Genomic DNA, 18,439 nt, shown 5'->3' on the forward strand with positions numbered 1-18,439 from the left:
CATCACGCACGTGGATGATGGTTCTTATAGACATCGTGAAGTCTTGCCTTGTTGACATGCGTATACATTTGGGTCGTCGACAAATCCGCGTGACCCAACATTTCCTGGACGACCCGTAAATCGGCTCCGTTCTCAAGAAGGTGGGTCGCAAACGAGTGCCGCAAGACATGGGGGGTGATTTCTTTTTCAATCCCTGCTTCTTTGGCACGACGTTTAATCATCTTCCAAAAGCCTTGCCGCGATAAACGATTGCCCCGGCTGTTCAGGAAGACATAGTCGGTCTGTTGTCCCCCTAAACTATTCCGTGCTAACTCGAGATAGGTCGAGACACTGTCAATTGCCGTCTGACTAATCGGGATAATCCGTGTTTTATTTCCTTTTCCAAGACAAGATAAATAACCCAGTTCGAGCTGCAAGTCATTCAGCGTCAGTTGTAACAGTTCACTGACACGCATGCCTGTGCCGTACAACAACTCAAGCATCGCTGCATCGCGCCGGACGAGTGGATCATTTCCGACGACTGAATCGAGCAGACGAACGATATCCGTTTGACTCCAGACGACCGGCAGTTTTTTATCCGGTTTCGGTAAATCTAAATGCCGCGACGGATCGTGGCGGACGATTTGCCGTTCCACTAAAAACTGATGAAACGACCGAATCGAACTCGTTGATCGTCGAACGGTCGAGCGCGACTTTTGTGCGTCTAACAGAGATTCGATGTGAAGGACGATATGGTGTCGCGTGACGTCTTCCGCAGAAGAAATCCCTTCCCGCTCCAATGTCGTCAAGTACTGGTTCAAATCATTTCGATACGCAGCTGCCGTATTCGCCGACATCTGCCGTTCAATCACTAAATAGTCGATAAATGTCTCCAGTTGTTCCCTCACTGAACTCATCCTCTATCATTAAGAAATCGCTTACTTTCCCATCATATCAAAGGTGTAAACCGTTGTGAAGAGGTCTGACCTATATTTTTCAAAAAGAAAAACCGTCCTCAATTTTTCGAGGACAGTCAGACGGTTTGCGTTTGCGATTGTTCTAGTGCTTCCCGTGCGTGACGCTCTTGGCAGACCCGGCACACACCATGAAACGTCAACCGGTGATCCTTGATCTTAAACTGGAAACGGGAGACGATTTCTTTTTCCACGTCTTCTAACATATCATCTAAGATCTCTTCGACGGATCCGCATTCGATACAGACGAGATGGTGATGCGAATGACTCGCGCCCTCTTGCCGTAAATCAAATCGAGATACGCCATCTCCGAAATTGACTTTATCAACGACTTCTAGCTCCGTCAATAGCTCAAGCGTCCGGTAAACCGTCGCCAATCCAATGTCTGAGTTTTTTTCTTTGACCAATAAAAAGACATTCTCCGCACTGAGGTGGTCCGACTCATGTTCAAGTAAGATCCGCACGGTCGCTTCACGTTGGGGAGTCAGCTTATATCCTTTACCGCTCAGCTGTTTTTTTATACGTTCCACACGACTTTCCATCATAGCGCCCCCTTTGGTCGAAACTGATGATTTTATCATAGCTGATAATCAGTCCTTTTTCAAATTAAAATGATTATCAACTGAAAATCATTTAATTTAGAATGATTTTAATGTACGGATGTGCCAATGCTGAATCGCCATGATGGTTTTGGCATCGACAATCGTCCCATTCTCCACTAATTCAATTGCTTGTTCGAGCGTCAATGTCCGGTTCTCTAAAAACTCATCGGCATCCAGCTGACGTTGTCCTGCCGTCAAACCGGTTGCTTCATAAATATGTACCCGTTCACTGCAAAAGCCGGGGGCACCATAAAAATCAAAGACATGTGTCAATTCATTCGCTGTATAACCCGTTTCTTCCTTTAATTCCCGTCCTGCGCAAGCAATCGGATCTTCGTCTTTTTCAAGTTTCCCTGCCGGAATTTCAATCGATAATTGTTCAAAAGCTTTCCGGTACTGCTCGACAACCAACAAATCACCTTTTTCATCAAAGGCGATGATGGCGACGGCCCCGTTATGATAGACCAGTTCCCGAATCGATGTGTTGCCGTTTGGTAAACTGACGACATGTTTTTCGACGTTAAATACTTTTCCCTCGTAAATGATTTCCCGCTCTACTGTTTTTTCTTCCATCATAGACACCTCTTCTAATCAAATTTCGTCTTTTTCTCAGTATGCCTGTTTTCGGATTCTTGATGCAAGTCTGTTTCATTTTGCCAGAAGATGACCGGTTCGTGCAAATCCACTCCGGAACATCCATACACAAATATGCTAAACTGATACACAGTAGCATTAGTTGAAAGAAAAGAGGGATTGATATGACACTTGGATTAGGTACGATGACGATTTTAAAGCGGGGTCAAGAGGAAGCCACTGAAATTCTCCGGACTGCGCTCGACGAAGGAATCATTCATTTCGACACGGCGGATGTCTATGCGAATGGTGCCGTCGAATCACTGATCGGGCAAACGTTTTCGCCTGAAGATCGAAGCCGGCTGTTTCTCGCTTCAAAAGGCGGTAACCGGATGAATGACACGGGAACCGGGTGGACATGGGATCCAAGTTACGACTACTTGAAGCAAGCTTGTTTCGAAAGCCTGAACCGACTCGAGACACCGTATCTCGATTTGTATTACGTCCACGGCGGAACGATGGACGACGATCTCGATGCCTCGATCCGCGCGATGAAGGATCTTCAGCAGGAAGGACGGATCAAGGAATACGGATTATCCTCCCTTCGTCCGAACGTCATCAACTACTGGCTCGACAACAGTGACTTTAGTTATTTGATGACACCTTACTCTTTACTCGATCGCCGGATCGAAGAATTATTGCCTCGTCTTCAAGAGCGCAACATTAAACTTGTCGCCCGGGGACCACTCGCGAAAGGTCTCTTGACGACGGAAAGTATGTCTCGTCTGCAGTCGGTCGAACGTTTCGAACAGTATGACAAGGAGCAGCTTGAACAGATTCTCGCGACACTACAGGATTATCCGCTTCCGGCGATGGCTCTTCAAGCAATTGATCAGCAAGCAGAAATCGTCTTGCCCGGCGCCTCCAGCGTGTCCCAATTACAATCCAACCTTCAAGCCATGCGGGAACCGTTGACCGCAGAACAGATTACTCACGTCCTGTCTCTCCTTCCCGTCCACACCTACACGGACCATCGCTAAGGTTTGAATTTTTTCAGACAAGGGAAACTTCTTCTTTGTAACGTTATTACAGAGGAGGAGTTTTTATCATGTCAAAAATTTTAATCGTTTCAACAAGTGCTGACGAAATGAATGGTCACAAAACTGGATTATGGTTCGAGGAGTTTGCTGCCCCGTTTAACTTGTTCCACGAAGCAGGTCATGACGTGACGGTCGTTTCGGTCAAAGGTGGCGACGTGCCGATCGATAAAGCTTCGATGGTCAAAGAAATCTTACCGAAATTCCAAGATGCACGCCGTGCCCTTCATGATACGACACCCCTTTCTGAAGTTGATCCGGCGTCGTTTGATGCCGTCTACTTCCCAGGTGGTCACGGAGCGGTCGTCGATTTCCCGAACAATCCGCTTGTCGCTGGTGCAATCGAAGCGATGGTCAAAAAAGACGGCATCGTGGCTTCAGTTTGTCACGGGCCAGCTGCTTTTGCGCATGTCACGATTGACGGCAAACCATTCGTCTCAGGTCGCCAAATCAACGGCTTCACAGACGAAGAAGAAAAATCAACAGGTCTTGAAGACAAAGTCCCGTTCTTGCTTGAAACGACATTACGTGGTGAAGGCGCAACCTTCCTGACGTCAGATGCCGGAAAAGAATTTGCTGTCATCGACGGCAATGTCATCACGGGTCAAAACCCTGCTTCAAGCGAAGCTGTCGCTAAACTCGTTCTTGCTAAACTTGCAACTGTCTAAACAAATACCAGAAACCAAATCCCCTTTCCGATGTCCACATCGAAAAGGGGATTTTTGTGTTGTCATGCTGAAAGGTCCGATTTACGACAAAACCCGCTCATACGCTGCGATTTCACGACTCAGTTCCTCTAACTTCTGTTTTTGTGTTTCATAGTGCGGTGTCAGGTGGAGATGTTGCTGCTCCAAACTCGTTTGTTCTGCCGGGGTAAAGGCACGGGGAACAACCCTTTCCCGCCGGTACCACCGTTTCGGAATAATCGTCGGTTCCGGACCCGACTTCAAGAGATGGTCGACTTGCTCATACGCCGCCTGGACTTCTTCAAACTGATCTTTGACAGACGGATGCTCCTGACGCAATTGTTCGAGACGAATCGCGACGAACGGTTGCGACTTCAGCACCAGCTGCTGTTTGATCGACTGCTTCAGAATTTGTTTGACTTGTGACCGTTGCACATCTGATTCCGCTTCGTCCGCTACGATCTCAAGATCAAGATCTCCTGCTTCGTCTAAGATCTGCTCCATTTCTTCAAACGATAACCAGACCATCTGTTGCGTGACGAACCGGTCAATCAGTCCGGACTCTTCATAATAGTCACTGATTTCTCCACCTAATTTTAATTCCGCGACGGCATAATGCACTTGATGTTCAATCATCTCGTCCGTCACTTCATCCAACCACTCTTCATAATCTGTAAATACACTCACGTTCTGTATGCCTCCTCTAATGCCAATACAATTCATTTACTGTACCACAACGTCTCCTTCGAATGCGATGTTGACGACGCAAAAAAATCAATCCCCTGTTCTAACAGAAGGATTGATCCAATCGATACATTGCTTAGACATTCGTCTGACTTTTTTTGATTTCTTCCATCGCCCAGTCACACCAATCGAGATAATTCAACATCATCCGTAACCCGTATTCACTCGTCAACGTTTCACCCAGGGTCGCCCCGTTTTCCAGATGGTCTTTCCGCCAGATTTGCATCATATCGACGGCAAACTGATGGTGCCGTTTGGACTCGGCTAGGTACAAAATCGCCTCATCCGGTGGTAAGAGGTGTAACAAGGACACCCGCATCAAGTTTTCATCTTTCATTTTCGGTTTGAATTCACTCGGTGCGCGAAGCCAGGCGACGAGTGCCGTTTGTCCGTCTTCTGTGATGGAATATACCTTTTTATCCGGTAGGTCTTCTTGCACGATATAGACACTCGTCACGAGTTGATCTTCTTCCATTTTCAGTAATTCTCGGTAAATTTGTGTATGATGTGCCGTCCAAAAATGAGTCATCTGTTTTTTGAACGTCGTACTTAAATCATATCCGGTCGCTTCTCCTTGAGTTAGCAGTCCGAGCAATGCAAATCGTAACGCCACTGGCTGCACCTTCTTTCATCATATATATATTGTTAATTATCTCAAAGAATAGACCAATATGCTACTTTCTGCCTAGCTTTGCCTCTAAAAAGAAAAAAGGACTGCCGCATTGATTTGCGCCGCAGCCCTCATGTTAAGTTTTTCGTGCACGATAGGCGCGAATCCCTTCGTTGACTTTTCTCCAGTAACGCACCGGGTGGGGCACAAATTGTTCCCGGCGGATGATTTCTTGACCGACCGTGACCAATTCGTCCGTCCCGTCTTCTGTTAGTCGGGCGAATTCAGAAAAAGAAAAAGCTACCAATCGACTGACTTCCGTCGACTGCAAGACATAACGATGCAACGGCTCCGATGAATCCGTGATGAACAAATGAACCCGTTCACGATCCAGCAAATCAGGGAAAATCAACTCTTCCAAAAAGACGCCGATCGGATACAAGTCTTCGAACGCCCGGACGAGACCGATCTCTTCTTCGAGTTCTCGGACCCCCTCTGCCGGTGTCTCGCCTGCCAGCAGATGTCCTGCTGCCGTGATATCGAGTAACTCGGGAAAATCTTTTTTCTGTTTTGCCCGTTGCTGTAAAAGAACATATCCCTTTTCAAGATCAACGACAAAACAGTGAAACGTCTCGTGCCACAGCCCTTTCGTATGCACCGTTTGTCGGGTAGCCCGGTAAAGCGGACGACCGGATACATCGACCACCATCAGTTGTTCCGATTCACTCATCGTAATACCTTCGAAGCTTGATAAAACCGTTCTCCGACCGTATACAGTTCAGCAATCAAGAAGACGATCGCAATCCAAATGATGGCACTCGGAAACAATAACATCGCGGTTAGAAAAAGGAAACCTTCCGTCCGTTCGACAAGACCCGGTTGGTACTGGAACGATTTAAATCCATAATTGTCACTGACTGCACCGATGGCAAGAAACATCGTCATACCGATCACAAACGAAGCAATCAAAAACAAGATGACGACCTGTGTCTCCGGAAAACGAAGGGCAATCCCAATCAAAACGGACAATTCGACGATACGATCCAGGACTAAATCAAGGATCGTCCCGATCGGTGTCGTCTTTTCACGCCGTGCCATTGTTCCGTCCACGACGTCAAGCATCCCGGAAATCCATAATAGTAAGATTGCAATTCCCATCATATCGTTATAAACAAAAAAACCGGTCGAGGCGCCAATGATTCCGGAAATGATGGTCACTTGATTCGCCGAAAGTCCCATCTTCTTCAATAATGTCGCAATTTGCTCAAAAAGGGGCTGGACGAATTTTCTGGCCCGTGTATCTAACATACTACCCCTCCTTCCTGACGATATAAGCTGTCGTCGTTTCCTGGAACGTCTCCATCGTCTGCACGACAAGACGTTCTCCCGTGTCGCGTTCGACTTCATAAAAACGAACGCCATACTGGATCAGCTCTTTCGTAATCGTAACACGTTCTTGTAAGTCATTCGTCGGTCTTAAGGCTAACTTTACTCCCGACAAGGGATACCATTCGCCGCTCAAATGAACACCGTCTCCAAAAAACGGACTTTTTTCTGCCAGTTGAACCGGATTTCCCTGATCGATGATATGCCCCTGTTCCATGACGTAGACATAATCCGCCATTGCCATCGCTTCTTCCCGGTCATGTGTCACGAGCAAGGTCGTCACGCCTTGCGCCTCTGTCAAACGTCGGATCAATGTCCGCAGTTCACGTCGCCGTGGTAAATCGAGACTTGAGAACGGTTCGTCGAGCAATAAAAAATTCGGTCGGCTTGCCAACGCACGGGCCAAGCTCGCCCGTTGCTGTTCACCACCGGACAATTCATGGACAAAGGCGTCCGCTCGTCCGCTTAACCCGACCCGGTCCAACCACTGCTCTACCTCCTGCTTGTGACCAGCTTTCATTCCAAGCCGGACGTTTTGTCCGACCGTCAGATGCGGAAACAATAACGGACGCTGAAACAGCATCGTCACCCCCCGCTGGTTCGGTGCGACCCGTGTCATCTCTGTCGCTCCGAAATGGATCGCCCCACTCGAGACCTTCTCCAATCCGGCAATCAGTCGTAATAAGGTCGTTTTCCCGCTCCCACTAGGACCGACGAGTGCTACACAACGGCCCGATGGAATCGTTAAATCAATCTCATGTAAGACTTTTTTTTGACCAAATGTTTTATTTACGTGCTGGATCGTAACGTCCATCTAACAGCCTCCGAACTAGTTGAACCCATATAAAAAAAAGAATGAGTTGAACAAAATAAATCAAAAAAGGTAAGGCAATCAGCCAGAGCGTCGCTTCTTTTGCTGCTGCCAACGAATTCCCGCTATACAGCGGAAACGCTTCGAGCGCGATCATCCGGACGACACCCCCGCCAATCAAGGTGACGAGTGCATACTGGCTCAAGGCAATCACCGTCACAAGTAACGTGACCGATTGTAAAGACGAACGCATCATCGGTCCCGTCAAGAAAAAGAACCGTTTGAAGCGATTCGGCTCAATTAAGACCATCTGTTCCATCATCTGCTCGCCTAATGTCTGAAATCCATTTGTGTAAATCCGGATCGTATACGGCAGTGTCGGCAATAACAACACAAGCAAGACGCCGAGGAATTGATCAGCGAGTCCTAGCCGGATCCACGTCAGATACAATCCAAACGACAGCAACAAGACCGGCAAAAAGAGCGGTAAGCTGATCAGTAATTCCATCAGTCGAGTCGTTCGTCCTGTTTTAAAAGCAATCGCTTTACCCGCTCCATAACCAATCAGATGATTGAGGAACGTCGCCGCGACAATCATCGTGATCGTCGTCGTCAACGTATCGAGCAGACGCGGATTAAATGCGGACGTCGACGGAAGGAGCCCGATCAAAGGAAGGAGGACAACAAGACCTACTAGTCCTTTCACGAATATCGGCTTCATTCTGATCGCCCCTTACTGATTCGGTCCGTCAACGGTCGGATCAATCGTGTAAATAGCAGTAACAAGACAAACAACATCCCGGTCAAGACGACACTGATCGCAAAAGCCGTCGGTTGGCTTGATAAATCACCTTGCGTATATAAATCAAACGCGTAGACGCCGATCATCTTCGGATACGTCACTCCGAGTAGCGCAGGAACCTCATAGGCAAACAACGTAAAGGCAAAGACGATGAACGCCGCTTCCAGGACGGGAAACAGTAAAAAAACACCTTTCCCATGCCAAAAACGCCGCAGATGGGATAAACCTAACATCAAACCAAGTTCTTCATACCGATGATCAAGACGCCGGTAAACCGGCAACAGATAAAAGAAGACAAACGGGATTTCTTTATAGAGATACGTCAAGATGATGCTGAAGTGATTCCCTTCATGCGGACCGATGACGGGCAGGTCACTTAAATAGAGCAACGACAAGTAGGCAGCACCGAGGTGCGGGATGAATAAAGGAATTGCCAGGAGTTGCGCTGTCCAACCCGTTTGTTTGGCAAAAAATGCGGCCAACAATGCACCAATCATTACCGATAATCCGGTACTGCTGACGGCGACATATAAGCTCAGTCCGACACTTTCTAAAAACACGGAGTCAGACAGCAGCTGACGATAATCGGTCCATGTCGTCATCGACAGACTGACGAACAGACCGTAGCCGACCATACCAGCAATCAACAACGTGGCGGGCCAGGCGTTACCTCGCCACACGTTCCGGCCATTCCTTCCGAATGACATCAAACAGTTCCGGATCGAGTTCTGCCCGGACTTTCCCTTTGAATTCGGTTGGTTTAGGTGTCGAATCCGCGGCCGGGACATTTTCGAACGCCATTTGCGCGTCAGAACCTAAGGTCGCGAGATCGAGACTTGTTCCATCGCCCCAATAGGTCGCATCAAATTTCTTCAGCTGTGCCTCAGCTGATAACAACGTATTGATCGTGACGAGTGCCCCATTGGGATTCGGGGCATTAAACGGAATCGATAAAAAATGAGTCGATGCGATCGAACCATCGTCTAAAATCAACGGGCGTGTCTCTTTCGGGAACGTTCCTGATTTCACTTCTTGTTCTGCCCGACGCTCGTTGAAACCCATCGTAAACGAGACGGTCCCTTTTGCGTACAACTGATCGAGTTGTGCCAATGTCTTCGGATACGTCTTGCCTTCTTTCCATAAATAAGGCTTCAATTCATTCAGATAAGCCCATGTTTTCTTAAAGTCGGCTTTCGGGTTCTTTAACGTTTCTTTCGACTCGACACCATACATGACGTGACGGACAAACGCATTTCCCGTGAAGTCGGTCACTTCCGGATAAGTGAATTTCCCCGGATTTTGTTTGACCCAGCTTTTTAACGCCTGGAGATCTTTTGGTGGATTCGCGACACTTCCCTGATCGTAGTGGAACGTATACTGGACTTTCCCCCACGCGGCTTCCAGCTCGTCTGTCGCTGTCCCGCTGTCTGACCCCTGTGCTTGCGGGTCCACATACTTCATGTTCGGTAAGACTTTGGTGATCTCGCCATACAACAAGCCATCTTTTTTAGCATTCCGGAAATTATCGCCGTTGATCCAGACGACATCGATGACACCGGTCTTTTTACCTGCCTTTTTTTCAGCCCGGAGCTTTTGGATAAGGTCCGCCGTTTCGATCGGGACACGTTCCAACGTAATCTGATGTTCTTTTTTTAACTTCGGTGTCACATACTCATCGATATAGGCGTTGATGCCCTCGTCGCCTCCCCACATATACATCCGAACGGTTGTCGCGTTCGCTTCTTTTTCAATCGACGTGTAGGAAGAACCCAGCACTTTTTCCTGTACCGGCGCTGCCGGAGAAGCACATCCTGCAAGGAGCATGCCCATTGCTGCGAGTCCAATCATTGGTTTCATCATCCGTAAAATTCCCCTTTATTTTTTATCAAATCCTGACTTGCCGAACCATTCGATCACTCTCGGAAATACGGCATAGGCTTTAGCAGAACCTTCCATCCAAAACGGCGCATTGACTTCCCGTTTCTCCTTGATGATCGCGCGGACGATCGTTTGTGCCAACTTGTCTTTTGACAAGACGATGTTCGCGACATTTTTTTCATATTTCCGACTCAGATCAGCCCGAATGAAGAATTCCGTTGCGATTGGTCCCGGATTGACGGTCATCACATGAATGCCTTTTGGCTTCAGTTCGAGACGTAACGCATTCGAAAATTGATACAAGGCTGCTTTGGTCATACAATAGATTGTCGACTTCGGTGTCGGTAACTTTCCTGCTTGACTGGCCACGTTGATGATCATCCCCTGCGGACGAAGCAGACGTAAACAGGCTTTCGTCAAGCGGATTGGACTGAGGACGTTAACCCGGTTCATCGATTCAATCGTCTCAATCGTCGTGTCTTCCAAAAAACTAAACTCTCCGAACCCCGCATTGTTGATTAATACATCAATCATGCCATATTGTTCTTCGATTTGGTCTACTAGACGCTCCGGTGAATGTTCTAAGTCGTAGACCAGGTATTCAGCATGTAAGTGCTCCGCTACTTGGCGTAACCGGTCTTCCCGTCGTGCGACTAAGATCAAGAGCGCACCATGGCGATTTAATTCTCGGGCAAGCGCTTCTCCAAGACCACTTGACGCACCAGTCAAAACAACCGTTTTATTGATCAGATTCATGTCAACGCTCCTTTTCTCGTATAGCGCAAGACATTGTCACGTTTGATGACTGTGATCTGTCCACTCGCGACCAGATAATCGAGTCGTGCCTTCATCTCGCTCATGACGAGCGGGAAGGATTTTTTTAAGCGGTTGCCATACGTCAGTTGTGCGAGTTCAAACAACGTTTGCTCCCCCGTGATGTGTTTCAATAATTGTTCGCCCCGTGCTTTTCGTTGTAAGAGTCGTTCTTCAATCAAAGAGGGGACGTCACGAATGGCCTCTCCGTGACCTGTATACGCTATCTGGATCTGTTCCCCTTGGAGTTTACGAAGGGAACGCATATAGGCGAGGACCGGTCGTTTCGTATCCGACGTATCTCCCGGCTGCGGTTGTTCCAGTAACGGATTCGGTTCGACTCGCGCTAACAGATGATCCGCCGCAAATAAAACACCCGACTGGCTAAGAATTCCGATTTGGTCGCTCGCATGCCCCGGTAGTTCGATTACCCGATACCGGCCGGACGCGGAAATCGAATCGCCTTCTTGTAAAAGATGGTCGAGTTGCCCTTTCCCAAGCCACTTCAACGCCGATATATAACTCGGCAAAAGGGCTCGGATTTCTTCCGGTACACCAAACGAGAGGGCGAGCCGCTGTAAAAACGCATCGCCTTGACTCAAAAAGGATTGATCTTGTTCTAAGTAAGGGCGTAGCCGGGCGTGTCCATAAACCGGGATGCCCTGCTCAGAAAACCGGTAGGCGAGCCCTGCATGGTCCGCGTGGTGATGGGTGACGATTACTTTATCGAGCATCGAGACCGTTAGCCCAATATTAAGAAGTCCGTGCTGCATCGCTTGCCATGCTTCTTCCGTATCCGGACCACAATCAATCAAGATCGTTTCTGTTTCCGTTCGTAACACATAACAGTTGACGTCTCCGACAGGAAATGGTGTCGGAATCGGTAAGGTGAAGATTTCATCTTCTCGTTGCATCGATAAGCCCCTCTTTTCTCTAGATGGTTTCCTTCATTATAGAGAGAAAGAAGCGACAGCGGCAAACTTTGTCTACGTCCGCAAGACAAATTAATGAATTCCCCCCCACCTGCGCTAAGCCTGGACGTGGGACGACTCTCTCCTATATTAGATAAGAAGCATACGTCGGTGGATGCCCGTTGGATGCAAAAAAAAGCGACCCTTCCGCAGATTGAAAGGTCGCTTCCGTAAAAAAATTATTTTAAATTGAGCACTGTTAATTTATCGCGAGTCATCGAAGCAAGACTTCGTCCGACACCTTGTACCCCAAGACCAGAAGACTTCACGCCGATGAATGGGAAGTGGTCAGGACCACGTTCCGTCCGTCCGTTGATTTGAACCGAGCCGGTTTCGAGCGCATCCGCGACATGGAACGCCGCGTCGATGTTTTCCGTAAAGACACTCGCCTGAAGACCGTATTCCGATTCGTTCGCATAGGCGATCATCTCTTCGACCGAGCTGACACGAATGACCGGTAGGACAGGTCCGAACGGTTCTTCCCATGCAATCCGCATGTCGCGTGTCACATGATCAAACAACGTTGGCTCAATCAAGTTGGCTGTTCGTTTACCGCCTGTGACGAGTGTTGCCCCTTTTTCCGTCGCATCCGTGATCAGTCCTTCGACGAAATCAGCTGACTTCGCATCGATCAAAGGCACAACAACACTTTCATCTTCCGGTGAACCGACTGTCAATTTCGCGATTCGAGCAGACAATTCTGCGACGAGCGCATCTGCCTGAGGTTCAAGAACGAATACACGTTTGATGGCCGTACACCGTTGACCGGAGTATGAAAACGCACCGCTGATGATCTGATCCGCTGCAAGGGAAAGATTCGCATCTTCTAAGACGAGCGCCGGGTCTTTGCCACCCAGTTCCAAAACAAGTGGAATCATCGCCGATTGACGTGATAAGTGTTGTCCCGTTCCTGTACCACCTGTAAAGGTGATCATATCAATGCCCGCATGTGCCGTTAAATAATCCCCGATGACAGAACCGCGTCCTGTCACAAGATTGACGAGGCCGGCCGGAAGACCTGCCGCGACGAGCGCTTCGACCATCAAGATGCCGCTGATCGAACCTTGTGTCGCCGGTTTGAAGACAACAGCGTTCCCTGTCATCAAGGCGGGTGCGAGTTTCGCTGCCGCTAAATTGACTGGGTAGTTAAACGGTGAAATCGCAAGGACGACACCGAGTGGTGCTTTTTTGATGATGGCAATCTTGTTTGCACTTCCGCCTGGGAACGAATCCCCTTGCATCATCTGACCGTCAAACCGAAGACCCTCTTCCGCTGTATAACGAATGATTTCTGCCGTCCGTTTGACTTCCTTAATCCCATCCGCACGTCCCTTACCGACTTCGCGCATGATGACTTCGCCGATTTCTTCCGCACGCTTCTCGAGCTCCGTTGCCCAAGCATGCAGCAATTCCGCCCGTTTATTGGCTGGAACCTTCGCCCATTCCACTTGTGCTACTTTCGCCGACGCAATTGCCTGATCGACTTCCGGTTTGGTCATCGCTTGTACCCGACCGACGAGGTCTTCTTTATAAGGTGACGAAATTTCGATCGTTTCGTTTGATTCGCTTTCATGCCATTGCCCATCTAATAAGTATGTGTATGTTGTTGCTGTAGTCATTCCACTCGACCTCCATTTATTTTTTCTCTCTCACTTCAGTGTGTGGCTGCATAGCTTATTGTAATCAATTGGTCAGACAAATGCCAAACTTTTTGCTTAACATAAAATGAAAGCGATTTCAATAACTTTTTTATCATTTTTTATATGGAATGTTTTCTGCTTTCTGCCGATAACTAGTCAGAAGTGCAGTGTAGGATTGAAAGGAGCTCGATAACGTGTACAATCAACACGATATTTTATTAGAAGCTGGAACAAACGAATTAGAAATCGTCATTTTCCATTGTGGTCCCTACACATTTGGAATCAATGTCATGAAAGTCCGCGAAATCATCGTCCCCTTACCGATGACGCCGTTACCCGGTACACCCGACGCCGTCAAAGGATTAATCGAACTACGGGGCGAAGTGATGACCGTCATCGATTTACCGACTGTCATCGGAGTTGCCCACGATGAAACAACCGACGACCGGTTGATCATCTGTGAGTTCAATGGCGAGAAAAGTGTCTTACGTGTCGATGCCGTGACTGAAATCCGGCGTATTTCGTGGGAACAGATCGATACACCAAATGAACTCGCACGGGGGATCGAAGGTTTGACGAACGGCGTCGTCAAGACCGGTGACAAGATGATCATCTTACTTGATTATGAAAAAATCGCGCTTGAACTTTCACGTAAAGACATCTTCGCCCGGGAAGAAGGTCGTCGCGTCCTGCCACGGAACCGGTCGAATAAAACCATTTGGATTGCAGAAGACTCGGAAATGTTACGGACACTTATCATCGAAACACTCGAAGAAGCTGGTTACGATAGTTTGAAATGGTTCATCAACGGAAAAGATGCCTTTGATGCTTTTGAAGCAGGCAGTGATTGTGATCTGTTGATCACGGACATCGAGATGCCGAAAATGGATGGATTGCATTTGACGAAACGCCTGCGTGAAGATGATCGTTATACCGATTTGCCAATCGTCGTCTTCTCCTCATTGATCTCTAACGATCTTCGACATAAAGGAGAATCCGTTGGTGTCAACGCTCAAATCACGAAACCGGAAATCGGTCGATTGATCGAAACGGTCGATACATACGTGCTCTGAATCGTTATTGCCGTACACAAATATCCGTCCCCTGATTTTCAGGAGACGGATATTTTTAATATAGGCATGATTGCGACAGAAGTCGTGTCAACGGTATCCAATCTTTCGCCTCAGACGAAATCCGTATTTTTACCAAGAAACACATCTAACCAACTTTTTCTGAAACCGACCATACATTCTTCAATCCGAATCAGGACTTCCGGGGCATTCGTGACCGAACCCGTTTCCGCCTCTTTTTCGAGGATTTCAAAATCATCTGCTAAGTCATCCGCCGCTACGGAATAGGAGGCACCTTTAAGTAAGTGAGCTAATTTCTCAGTCTGTACCGCATCCTCTGCTTCGACCGCATCCTTGAGTTCCGGAAACTTCCGGTCGAACTGAGCAATGTACGTCTCACCAATTTTCTGTAAAAATACGTCATCGCCACCGGCAATCACACGTAGTTCATCCAACTTCTTTTCATTAAAAAAAGGCATCTTCTTCCCTCCCTCATCTGTATTTTATCATTAATTGTTTCAAAAAAAAATCTGAGAATCATTTACACGTCCTCTAAAGTATTTCTATAATGAAAAAGTGAAGAGCAGGAGGGATAGACAATGTTGACGATTTATCGAAGTGATGTGACGGGGGCAGTCAACGAGATTCAAGAATTCACGAAAGGTTCTTGGATTCATCTTGTCAATCCGACAAAAGACGAAGCTGACCAAGTCATCGCTGCTACAAAAATTCCTGAGGATTTCATTTATGATCCTCTGGATGTCGAGGAAAAACCTCGTTTCGAGAAAGATGATGAAGGGTTATTGATGATCGTCGATGTACCCTATATTGAAGAAGAATCGTCCGGACGGCGTTACAATACGATCCCACTTGGTATCATCGTAACTTCGAGACATTTCATCACCGTCTGTTCGCAACAGCTCGATGTATTGACATTGTTCTCAAGCGGAAAGCTCCGCGCTTTCCGGACGAATTACCGTTCGCGATTCGTCTTCCAAATCTTATATAAAGTCAGTTCGTCCTATCTTCGTTTCCTGCGGCAAATCGACCGCCGGATGGATGAACTCGAAGAAGAATTACAACGTTCGATGCGAAATCAAGAAATCTTCCAACTGATGAACTTACAAAAATCACTTGTCTATTTCATGACATCCTTAAAATCGAACGATGGTGTTCTCGACCGCATCATCAAAACACCCAGTCTCGAAAAACATGAAGATGATGAAGACTTGCTCGAGGATGTTTTCGTCGAACACCGTCAGGCGATGGAGATGGCCCAAATCTATAAAGATATCATCAGTTCGACGATGGACACATTTGGTTCTGTCATCTCAAACAATGTCAACTTCGTCATGAAGTTTCTCGCGTCGATCACGATCGTCATCTCGATTCCGACGATGATTTCCGGGATGTTCGGAATGAATGTTCACGTCCCCTGGGAAGGGGAAGTCATCGGCTTCTGGATTGTCTTCGGAATGATGATTTTCTTCTCGGGACTAGCTGCCTTTATTTTATGGCGTCGTCGATTTTTCTAGAAAAACTCCAGTAAAACAAAAAACCACTCACTTTTACGTACGTTAGCGGAAAAAGATGTGCCATCTTTTTTAATCTAAACGTCTCGCAAAGGTGAGTGGTTTTTTGTTGTTCAATTGATTTCAATGGTAACGAGACATAAGTCGTCGGCATCATCGCTTTGATCCGGTTGAATCAGTTGGTGAATGCCCGGTCCTTGCTCATGAATCAATTCACGAATCGCATTGATTCCTTCGTCAATCCCTTTGCTGTACAACTCCATGAATCCATCGGTATACAAGTAGACACACCCAGGCGAAACAAGATCAATCGTCTGACTCGTGTATTCGGAATCTTCAAACATCCCGACCGGCAGTCCCGTATTTTCAAGGGCAATGATTTGATTCCCCATCCGCAACAATCCTGGTGGATGTCCGGCATTGGCATAACTGAGCTTCATCTTGTCTAGTTCGATATACAGATAGACAGCTGTAAAATAAATCTCTGTTTCATCTCCCGGAAACAGGCGGCTCATTTGTTTATTTAATTCCTCGAGCACCTTTGCCGGATCACCAATCCGGTGGACGAGTTCAAATAAAATCGAGCTCATTCCCATCGTGATTAGGGCAGACGACACACCATGCCCCATCACGTCAAACAAGATGATGCCGTATTTTTGTGGTGAGATTCGGTACCAGGCATACATGTCTCCCGCTAATTTCTTAGAGGGAATGTACGTTGCCATGATCCGGATGTCTTCGTCCTCGATATTGGCACTTAAAACACTTTGTTGTAGTTTTTGTGCCAAGTCAAAGTCTTCCTGCAAGACTTTTTCATACCGTTTCCGCGCATCAATCGCTTGTTTGAGCGACATCGCGTTGCGGACACGTGCAAGCAATTCTGTTTTCCGAATCGGTTTTGTCGTATAGTCGGATGCCCCAGCGTCCAGTCCATCGGCAATATCCTCTTCATTCGATCGTCCTGACACGATGACAATCGGCAGTTCATCTAACCCAAACCGCTTACGAATCAAACGTGTCGCATCGATTCCACTGATTCCCGGCATCTCGACATCCAGTAATACGACGTCAAGCGTTTCGATGAACAACGGATCTTCCATTAACTCCATCGCTTCTTCACCACTCATCGCTTTGACCACATCATATCCTTCATTTTCAAGCAACCGTTCCAAAATCATCAAATTCGTAAATTCGTCATCTACGACTAATATACTCATGTCGTCTCACCTCGTTCCATCAACATATTCATTTTAAAATAGTTTAGCACATAATTTACATTTTCGTTTAGACGGACGGCTCTTTTTCCGTCATACTAAAGAAGAATGAAAGGGGGAATGGATCATGTGGCTGTATGTCATCTCCATTCTAATCATCGTTTTCGTCTTGGTCGCTTCAATTCTCGTGATTTCAAAAGGCTACGGCTATAAAGGCAATAAGGATGACATCGAAATCGACTACGATGAAATCAACCGTAAACTGACTGAAAAACATAAAGACGAGCCTCGACCGTAAGACTATTGGACCGTCTCAGACCATCATATCATCGGATGGTCTTTTTGTTGTATTAAAAATGCATGTTTCCACTTGTCAGATAAGGGTATATCAATATCATGGTCAAATAATATCTTAAGGGAGTGTCTATTCATGCAACCAAATTTACCAAACGATCCACATGCCGTGCACGCTGAACATCCAAATCGCCAGTTCGATCAGGAAACTTCATCTGGTCGTCAGGTCAGCTTACTTACAGGAATGTTGCTTGGAGCAGCTATAGGCGGTCTCCTGACATTACTGAGCTCATCTAGTCGTCAAAATACGAAACAAAGTCTTCGTGGGGCAAAAGATTCTGTCTCAACACTCGCCTCTACCATCAAAGAAGATCCGTCAGGTAAAGCGTCACAAGTCATCAACCAAGTCAAAAGTGCGTCAAGTATCATTCAAGAAGTCGCATCAGACGTTCAAAACGTCTACGATAAAGTCAACACCGAACTTGAGACGGTAAAAACCGATGCTTCATCTGTAAAAGATACGGTAAACGAAGCAAAAGGTGATCTCAACTCGATTTCCAACAAGGTTGTCGAAGCAAAAGACGTTGCGCTTGGAAATGAAGAAGCACCTGCTGAACATCAACCAAAAAATGATTCATCAAACGGTTCACAACAGAACAAATAAGCAGATGACACTAGACTGACCTAGCAATATGAGACACATATAAAACACCTTGATTAGGCTGCCAGTACACCATATTTTTTAGGTGTCAGGTAGCCTAAT

General features: G+C 47.1%; 22 protein-coding genes. 6 read left to right on the top strand and 16 right to left on the bottom strand.

Features of this window, described 5'->3' with window-relative positions; genetic code table 11:
• Positions 1-2 precede the first annotated feature (2 nt).
• The 3 genes from xerD to KNQ13_RS09285 all read right to left on the bottom strand — a co-directional run bounded on the left by xerD (position 3) and on the right by KNQ13_RS09285 (position 2,128).
• Positions 3-887 carry a site-specific tyrosine recombinase XerD gene (xerD, locus tag KNQ13_RS09275; protein WP_014969979.1) on the bottom strand — a complete coding sequence of 295 codons (885 nt, stop codon included), beginning with the start codon at positions 885-887 and terminating at the stop codon, positions 3-5.
• 125 nt (positions 888-1,012) lie between these two features.
• The gene (fur, locus tag KNQ13_RS09280; protein WP_014969978.1) at positions 1,013-1,495 is read right to left on the bottom strand and encodes a ferric iron uptake transcriptional regulator; all 483 of its coding nucleotides are present in this window, start codon (positions 1,493-1,495) and stop codon (positions 1,013-1,015) included.
• A gap of 96 nt (positions 1,496-1,591) precedes the next feature.
• A complete protein-coding gene (locus KNQ13_RS09285; protein WP_026831107.1) occupies positions 1,592-2,128 on the bottom strand; it encodes an NUDIX hydrolase in 537 nt (178 codons plus the stop codon).
• Between the two features lie 185 nt (positions 2,129-2,313).
• On the opposite strand from KNQ13_RS09285, the gene KNQ13_RS09290 reads away from it, so the two are divergent.
• On the top strand, positions 2,314-3,168 hold the full coding sequence (locus KNQ13_RS09290) for an aldo/keto reductase (protein WP_051590522.1): 855 nt from the start codon (positions 2,314-2,316) through the stop codon (positions 3,166-3,168).
• A 68-nt stretch (positions 3,169-3,236) separates the two neighbouring features.
• The gene (locus KNQ13_RS09295) at positions 3,237-3,893 is read left to right on the top strand and encodes a type 1 glutamine amidotransferase domain-containing protein (protein WP_026831105.1); all 657 of its coding nucleotides are present in this window, start codon (positions 3,237-3,239) and stop codon (positions 3,891-3,893) included.
• Between the two features lie 81 nt (positions 3,894-3,974).
• Here KNQ13_RS09295 and KNQ13_RS09300 read toward each other — a convergent pair whose 3' ends face one another.
• The 11 genes from KNQ13_RS09300 to KNQ13_RS09350 form a co-directional block, all read right to left on the bottom strand.
• The gene (locus KNQ13_RS09300; RefSeq protein ID WP_014969973.1) at positions 3,975-4,598 is read right to left on the bottom strand and encodes a hypothetical protein; all 624 of its coding nucleotides are present in this window, start codon (positions 4,596-4,598) and stop codon (positions 3,975-3,977) included.
• A gap of 133 nt (positions 4,599-4,731) precedes the next feature.
• Positions 4,732-5,268 (bottom strand): PadR family transcriptional regulator, encoded by a 537-nt coding sequence (locus KNQ13_RS09305; RefSeq protein ID WP_014969972.1) that lies wholly within the window; start codon positions 5,266-5,268, stop codon positions 4,732-4,734.
• A gap of 133 nt (positions 5,269-5,401) precedes the next feature.
• Positions 5,402-5,995 carry an NUDIX hydrolase gene (locus KNQ13_RS09310; RefSeq protein ID WP_026831104.1) on the bottom strand — a complete coding sequence of 198 codons (594 nt, stop codon included), beginning with the start codon at positions 5,993-5,995 and terminating at the stop codon, positions 5,402-5,404.
• Positions 5,992-6,573 (bottom strand): CDP-alcohol phosphatidyltransferase family protein, encoded by a 582-nt coding sequence (locus tag KNQ13_RS09315; protein WP_014969970.1) that lies wholly within the window; start codon positions 6,571-6,573, stop codon positions 5,992-5,994. Before KNQ13_RS09315 ends, KNQ13_RS09310 begins: the two co-directional genes overlap by 4 nt.
• Before the next feature lies 1 nt (position 6,574).
• Positions 6,575-7,465 carry an ABC transporter ATP-binding protein gene (locus KNQ13_RS09320; RefSeq protein ID WP_026831103.1) on the bottom strand — a complete coding sequence of 297 codons (891 nt, stop codon included), beginning with the start codon at positions 7,463-7,465 and terminating at the stop codon, positions 6,575-6,577.
• Positions 7,437-8,183 (bottom strand): ABC transporter permease subunit, encoded by a 747-nt coding sequence (locus KNQ13_RS09325; protein ID WP_026831102.1) that lies wholly within the window; start codon positions 8,181-8,183, stop codon positions 7,437-7,439. The genes KNQ13_RS09320 and KNQ13_RS09325 overlap by 29 nt, the downstream gene beginning before the upstream one ends.
• Complete coding sequence (locus KNQ13_RS09330; RefSeq protein ID WP_026831101.1) at positions 8,180-8,944, bottom strand: ABC transporter permease family protein; 765 nt, start codon at positions 8,942-8,944, stop codon at positions 8,180-8,182. The genes KNQ13_RS09325 and KNQ13_RS09330 overlap by 4 nt, the downstream gene beginning before the upstream one ends.
• Positions 8,931-10,124, bottom strand: coding sequence for an ABC transporter substrate-binding protein (locus tag KNQ13_RS09335; protein ID WP_014969966.1), 1,194 nt, complete (start codon positions 10,122-10,124; stop codon positions 8,931-8,933). Before KNQ13_RS09335 ends, KNQ13_RS09330 begins: the two co-directional genes overlap by 14 nt.
• A 15-nt stretch (positions 10,125-10,139) precedes the next feature.
• A complete protein-coding gene (locus KNQ13_RS09340; protein WP_014969965.1) occupies positions 10,140-10,898 on the bottom strand; it encodes an SDR family NAD(P)-dependent oxidoreductase in 759 nt (252 codons plus the stop codon).
• On the bottom strand, positions 10,895-11,869 hold the full coding sequence (locus KNQ13_RS09345) for an MBL fold metallo-hydrolase (protein WP_014969964.1): 975 nt from the start codon (positions 11,867-11,869) through the stop codon (positions 10,895-10,897). The genes KNQ13_RS09340 and KNQ13_RS09345 overlap by 4 nt, the downstream gene beginning before the upstream one ends.
• A gap of 236 nt (positions 11,870-12,105) precedes the next feature.
• Complete coding sequence (locus KNQ13_RS09350) at positions 12,106-13,545, bottom strand: NADP-dependent glyceraldehyde-3-phosphate dehydrogenase (RefSeq protein WP_026831100.1); 1,440 nt, start codon at positions 13,543-13,545, stop codon at positions 12,106-12,108.
• 215 nt (positions 13,546-13,760) lie between these two features.
• Here KNQ13_RS09350 and KNQ13_RS09355 point away from each other — a divergent pair, with 215 nt between their 5' ends.
• A complete protein-coding gene (locus KNQ13_RS09355; protein WP_026831099.1) occupies positions 13,761-14,639 on the top strand; it encodes a chemotaxis protein CheV in 879 nt (292 codons plus the stop codon).
• 110 nt (positions 14,640-14,749) lie between these two features.
• Here KNQ13_RS09355 and KNQ13_RS09360 read toward each other — a convergent pair whose 3' ends face one another.
• Positions 14,750-15,115, bottom strand: a complete 366-nt coding sequence (locus KNQ13_RS09360) for an Hpt domain-containing protein (RefSeq protein ID WP_014969961.1) — start codon at positions 15,113-15,115, stop codon at positions 14,750-14,752.
• A gap of 120 nt (positions 15,116-15,235) precedes the next feature.
• On the opposite strand from KNQ13_RS09360, the gene KNQ13_RS09365 reads away from it, so the two are divergent.
• The gene (locus KNQ13_RS09365) at positions 15,236-16,171 is read left to right on the top strand and encodes a magnesium transporter CorA family protein (protein ID WP_026828838.1); all 936 of its coding nucleotides are present in this window, start codon (positions 15,236-15,238) and stop codon (positions 16,169-16,171) included.
• A 110-nt stretch (positions 16,172-16,281) separates the two neighbouring features.
• Here the strand turns inward: KNQ13_RS09365 and KNQ13_RS09370 are convergent, their stop codons facing one another.
• Positions 16,282-17,385 (bottom strand): PP2C family protein-serine/threonine phosphatase, encoded by a 1,104-nt coding sequence (locus KNQ13_RS09370; RefSeq protein WP_014969958.1) that lies wholly within the window; start codon positions 17,383-17,385, stop codon positions 16,282-16,284.
• Positions 17,386-17,509: 124 nt separating this feature from the next.
• Between KNQ13_RS09370 and ytzI the strand changes: the two genes are divergently transcribed.
• Both ytzI and KNQ13_RS09380 read left to right on the top strand, forming a co-directional pair.
• Positions 17,510-17,680, top strand: coding sequence for a YtzI protein (gene ytzI / locus KNQ13_RS09375; RefSeq protein ID WP_150111987.1), 171 nt, complete (start codon positions 17,510-17,512; stop codon positions 17,678-17,680).
• A 132-nt stretch (positions 17,681-17,812) separates the two neighbouring features.
• Entirely contained in the window at positions 17,813-18,340 is a 528-nt protein-coding gene (locus tag KNQ13_RS09380) for a hypothetical protein (RefSeq protein WP_026831098.1), read from the top strand.
• The last annotated feature ends 99 nt before the right edge of the window (positions 18,341-18,439 follow it).

Origin of the sequence: Exiguobacterium sp. s128, assembly GCF_018618815.1 — a bacterium.
Classification (GTDB): Bacteria; Bacillota; Bacilli; order Exiguobacteriales; family Exiguobacteriaceae; genus Exiguobacterium_A; species Exiguobacterium_A antarcticum.

What these genes read in the sequence shown, in the direction of transcription:
- fur (WP_014969978.1), bottom strand. Translation starts at nt 1,495, where the DNA reads ATGGAAAGTCGTGTGGAACGTATAAAAAAACAGCTGAGCGGTAAAGGA.
- KNQ13_RS09285 (WP_026831107.1), bottom strand. Translation starts at nt 2,128, where the DNA reads ATGGAAGAAAAAACAGTAGAGCGGGAAATCATTTACGAGGGAAAAGTA.
- KNQ13_RS09290 (WP_051590522.1), top strand. Translation starts at nt 2,314, where the DNA reads ATGACACTTGGATTAGGTACGATGACGATTTTAAAGCGGGGTCAAGAG.
- KNQ13_RS09295 (WP_026831105.1), top strand. Translation starts at nt 3,237, where the DNA reads ATGTCAAAAATTTTAATCGTTTCAACAAGTGCTGACGAAATGAATGGT.
- KNQ13_RS09310 (WP_026831104.1), bottom strand. Translation starts at nt 5,995, where the DNA reads ATGAGTGAATCGGAACAACTGATGGTGGTCGATGTATCCGGTCGTCCG.
- KNQ13_RS09315 (WP_014969970.1), bottom strand. Translation starts at nt 6,573, where the DNA reads ATGTTAGATACACGGGCCAGAAAATTCGTCCAGCCCCTTTTTGAGCAA.
- KNQ13_RS09320 (WP_026831103.1), bottom strand. Translation starts at nt 7,465, where the DNA reads ATGGACGTTACGATCCAGCACGTAAATAAAACATTTGGTCAAAAAAAA.
- KNQ13_RS09325 (WP_026831102.1), bottom strand. Translation starts at nt 8,183, where the DNA reads ATGAAGCCGATATTCGTGAAAGGACTAGTAGGTCTTGTTGTCCTCCTT.
- KNQ13_RS09335 (WP_014969966.1), bottom strand. Translation starts at nt 10,124, where the DNA reads ATGATGAAACCAATGATTGGACTCGCAGCAATGGGCATGCTCCTTGCA.
- KNQ13_RS09340 (WP_014969965.1), bottom strand. Translation starts at nt 10,898, where the DNA reads ATGAATCTGATCAATAAAACGGTTGTTTTGACTGGTGCGTCAAGTGGT.
- KNQ13_RS09345 (WP_014969964.1), bottom strand. Translation starts at nt 11,869, where the DNA reads ATGCAACGAGAAGATGAAATCTTCACCTTACCGATTCCGACACCATTT.
- KNQ13_RS09350 (WP_026831100.1), bottom strand. Translation starts at nt 13,545, where the DNA reads ATGACTACAGCAACAACATACACATACTTATTAGATGGGCAATGGCAT.
- KNQ13_RS09360 (WP_014969961.1), bottom strand. Translation starts at nt 15,115, where the DNA reads ATGCCTTTTTTTAATGAAAAGAAGTTGGATGAACTACGTGTGATTGCC.
- KNQ13_RS09365 (WP_026828838.1), top strand. Translation starts at nt 15,236, where the DNA reads ATGTTGACGATTTATCGAAGTGATGTGACGGGGGCAGTCAACGAGATT.
- KNQ13_RS09370 (WP_014969958.1), bottom strand. Translation starts at nt 17,385, where the DNA reads ATGAGTATATTAGTCGTAGATGACGAATTTACGAATTTGATGATTTTG.
- ytzI (WP_150111987.1), top strand. Translation starts at nt 17,510, where the DNA reads ATGTGGCTGTATGTCATCTCCATTCTAATCATCGTTTTCGTCTTGGTC.
- KNQ13_RS09380 (WP_026831098.1), top strand. Translation starts at nt 17,813, where the DNA reads ATGCAACCAAATTTACCAAACGATCCACATGCCGTGCACGCTGAACAT.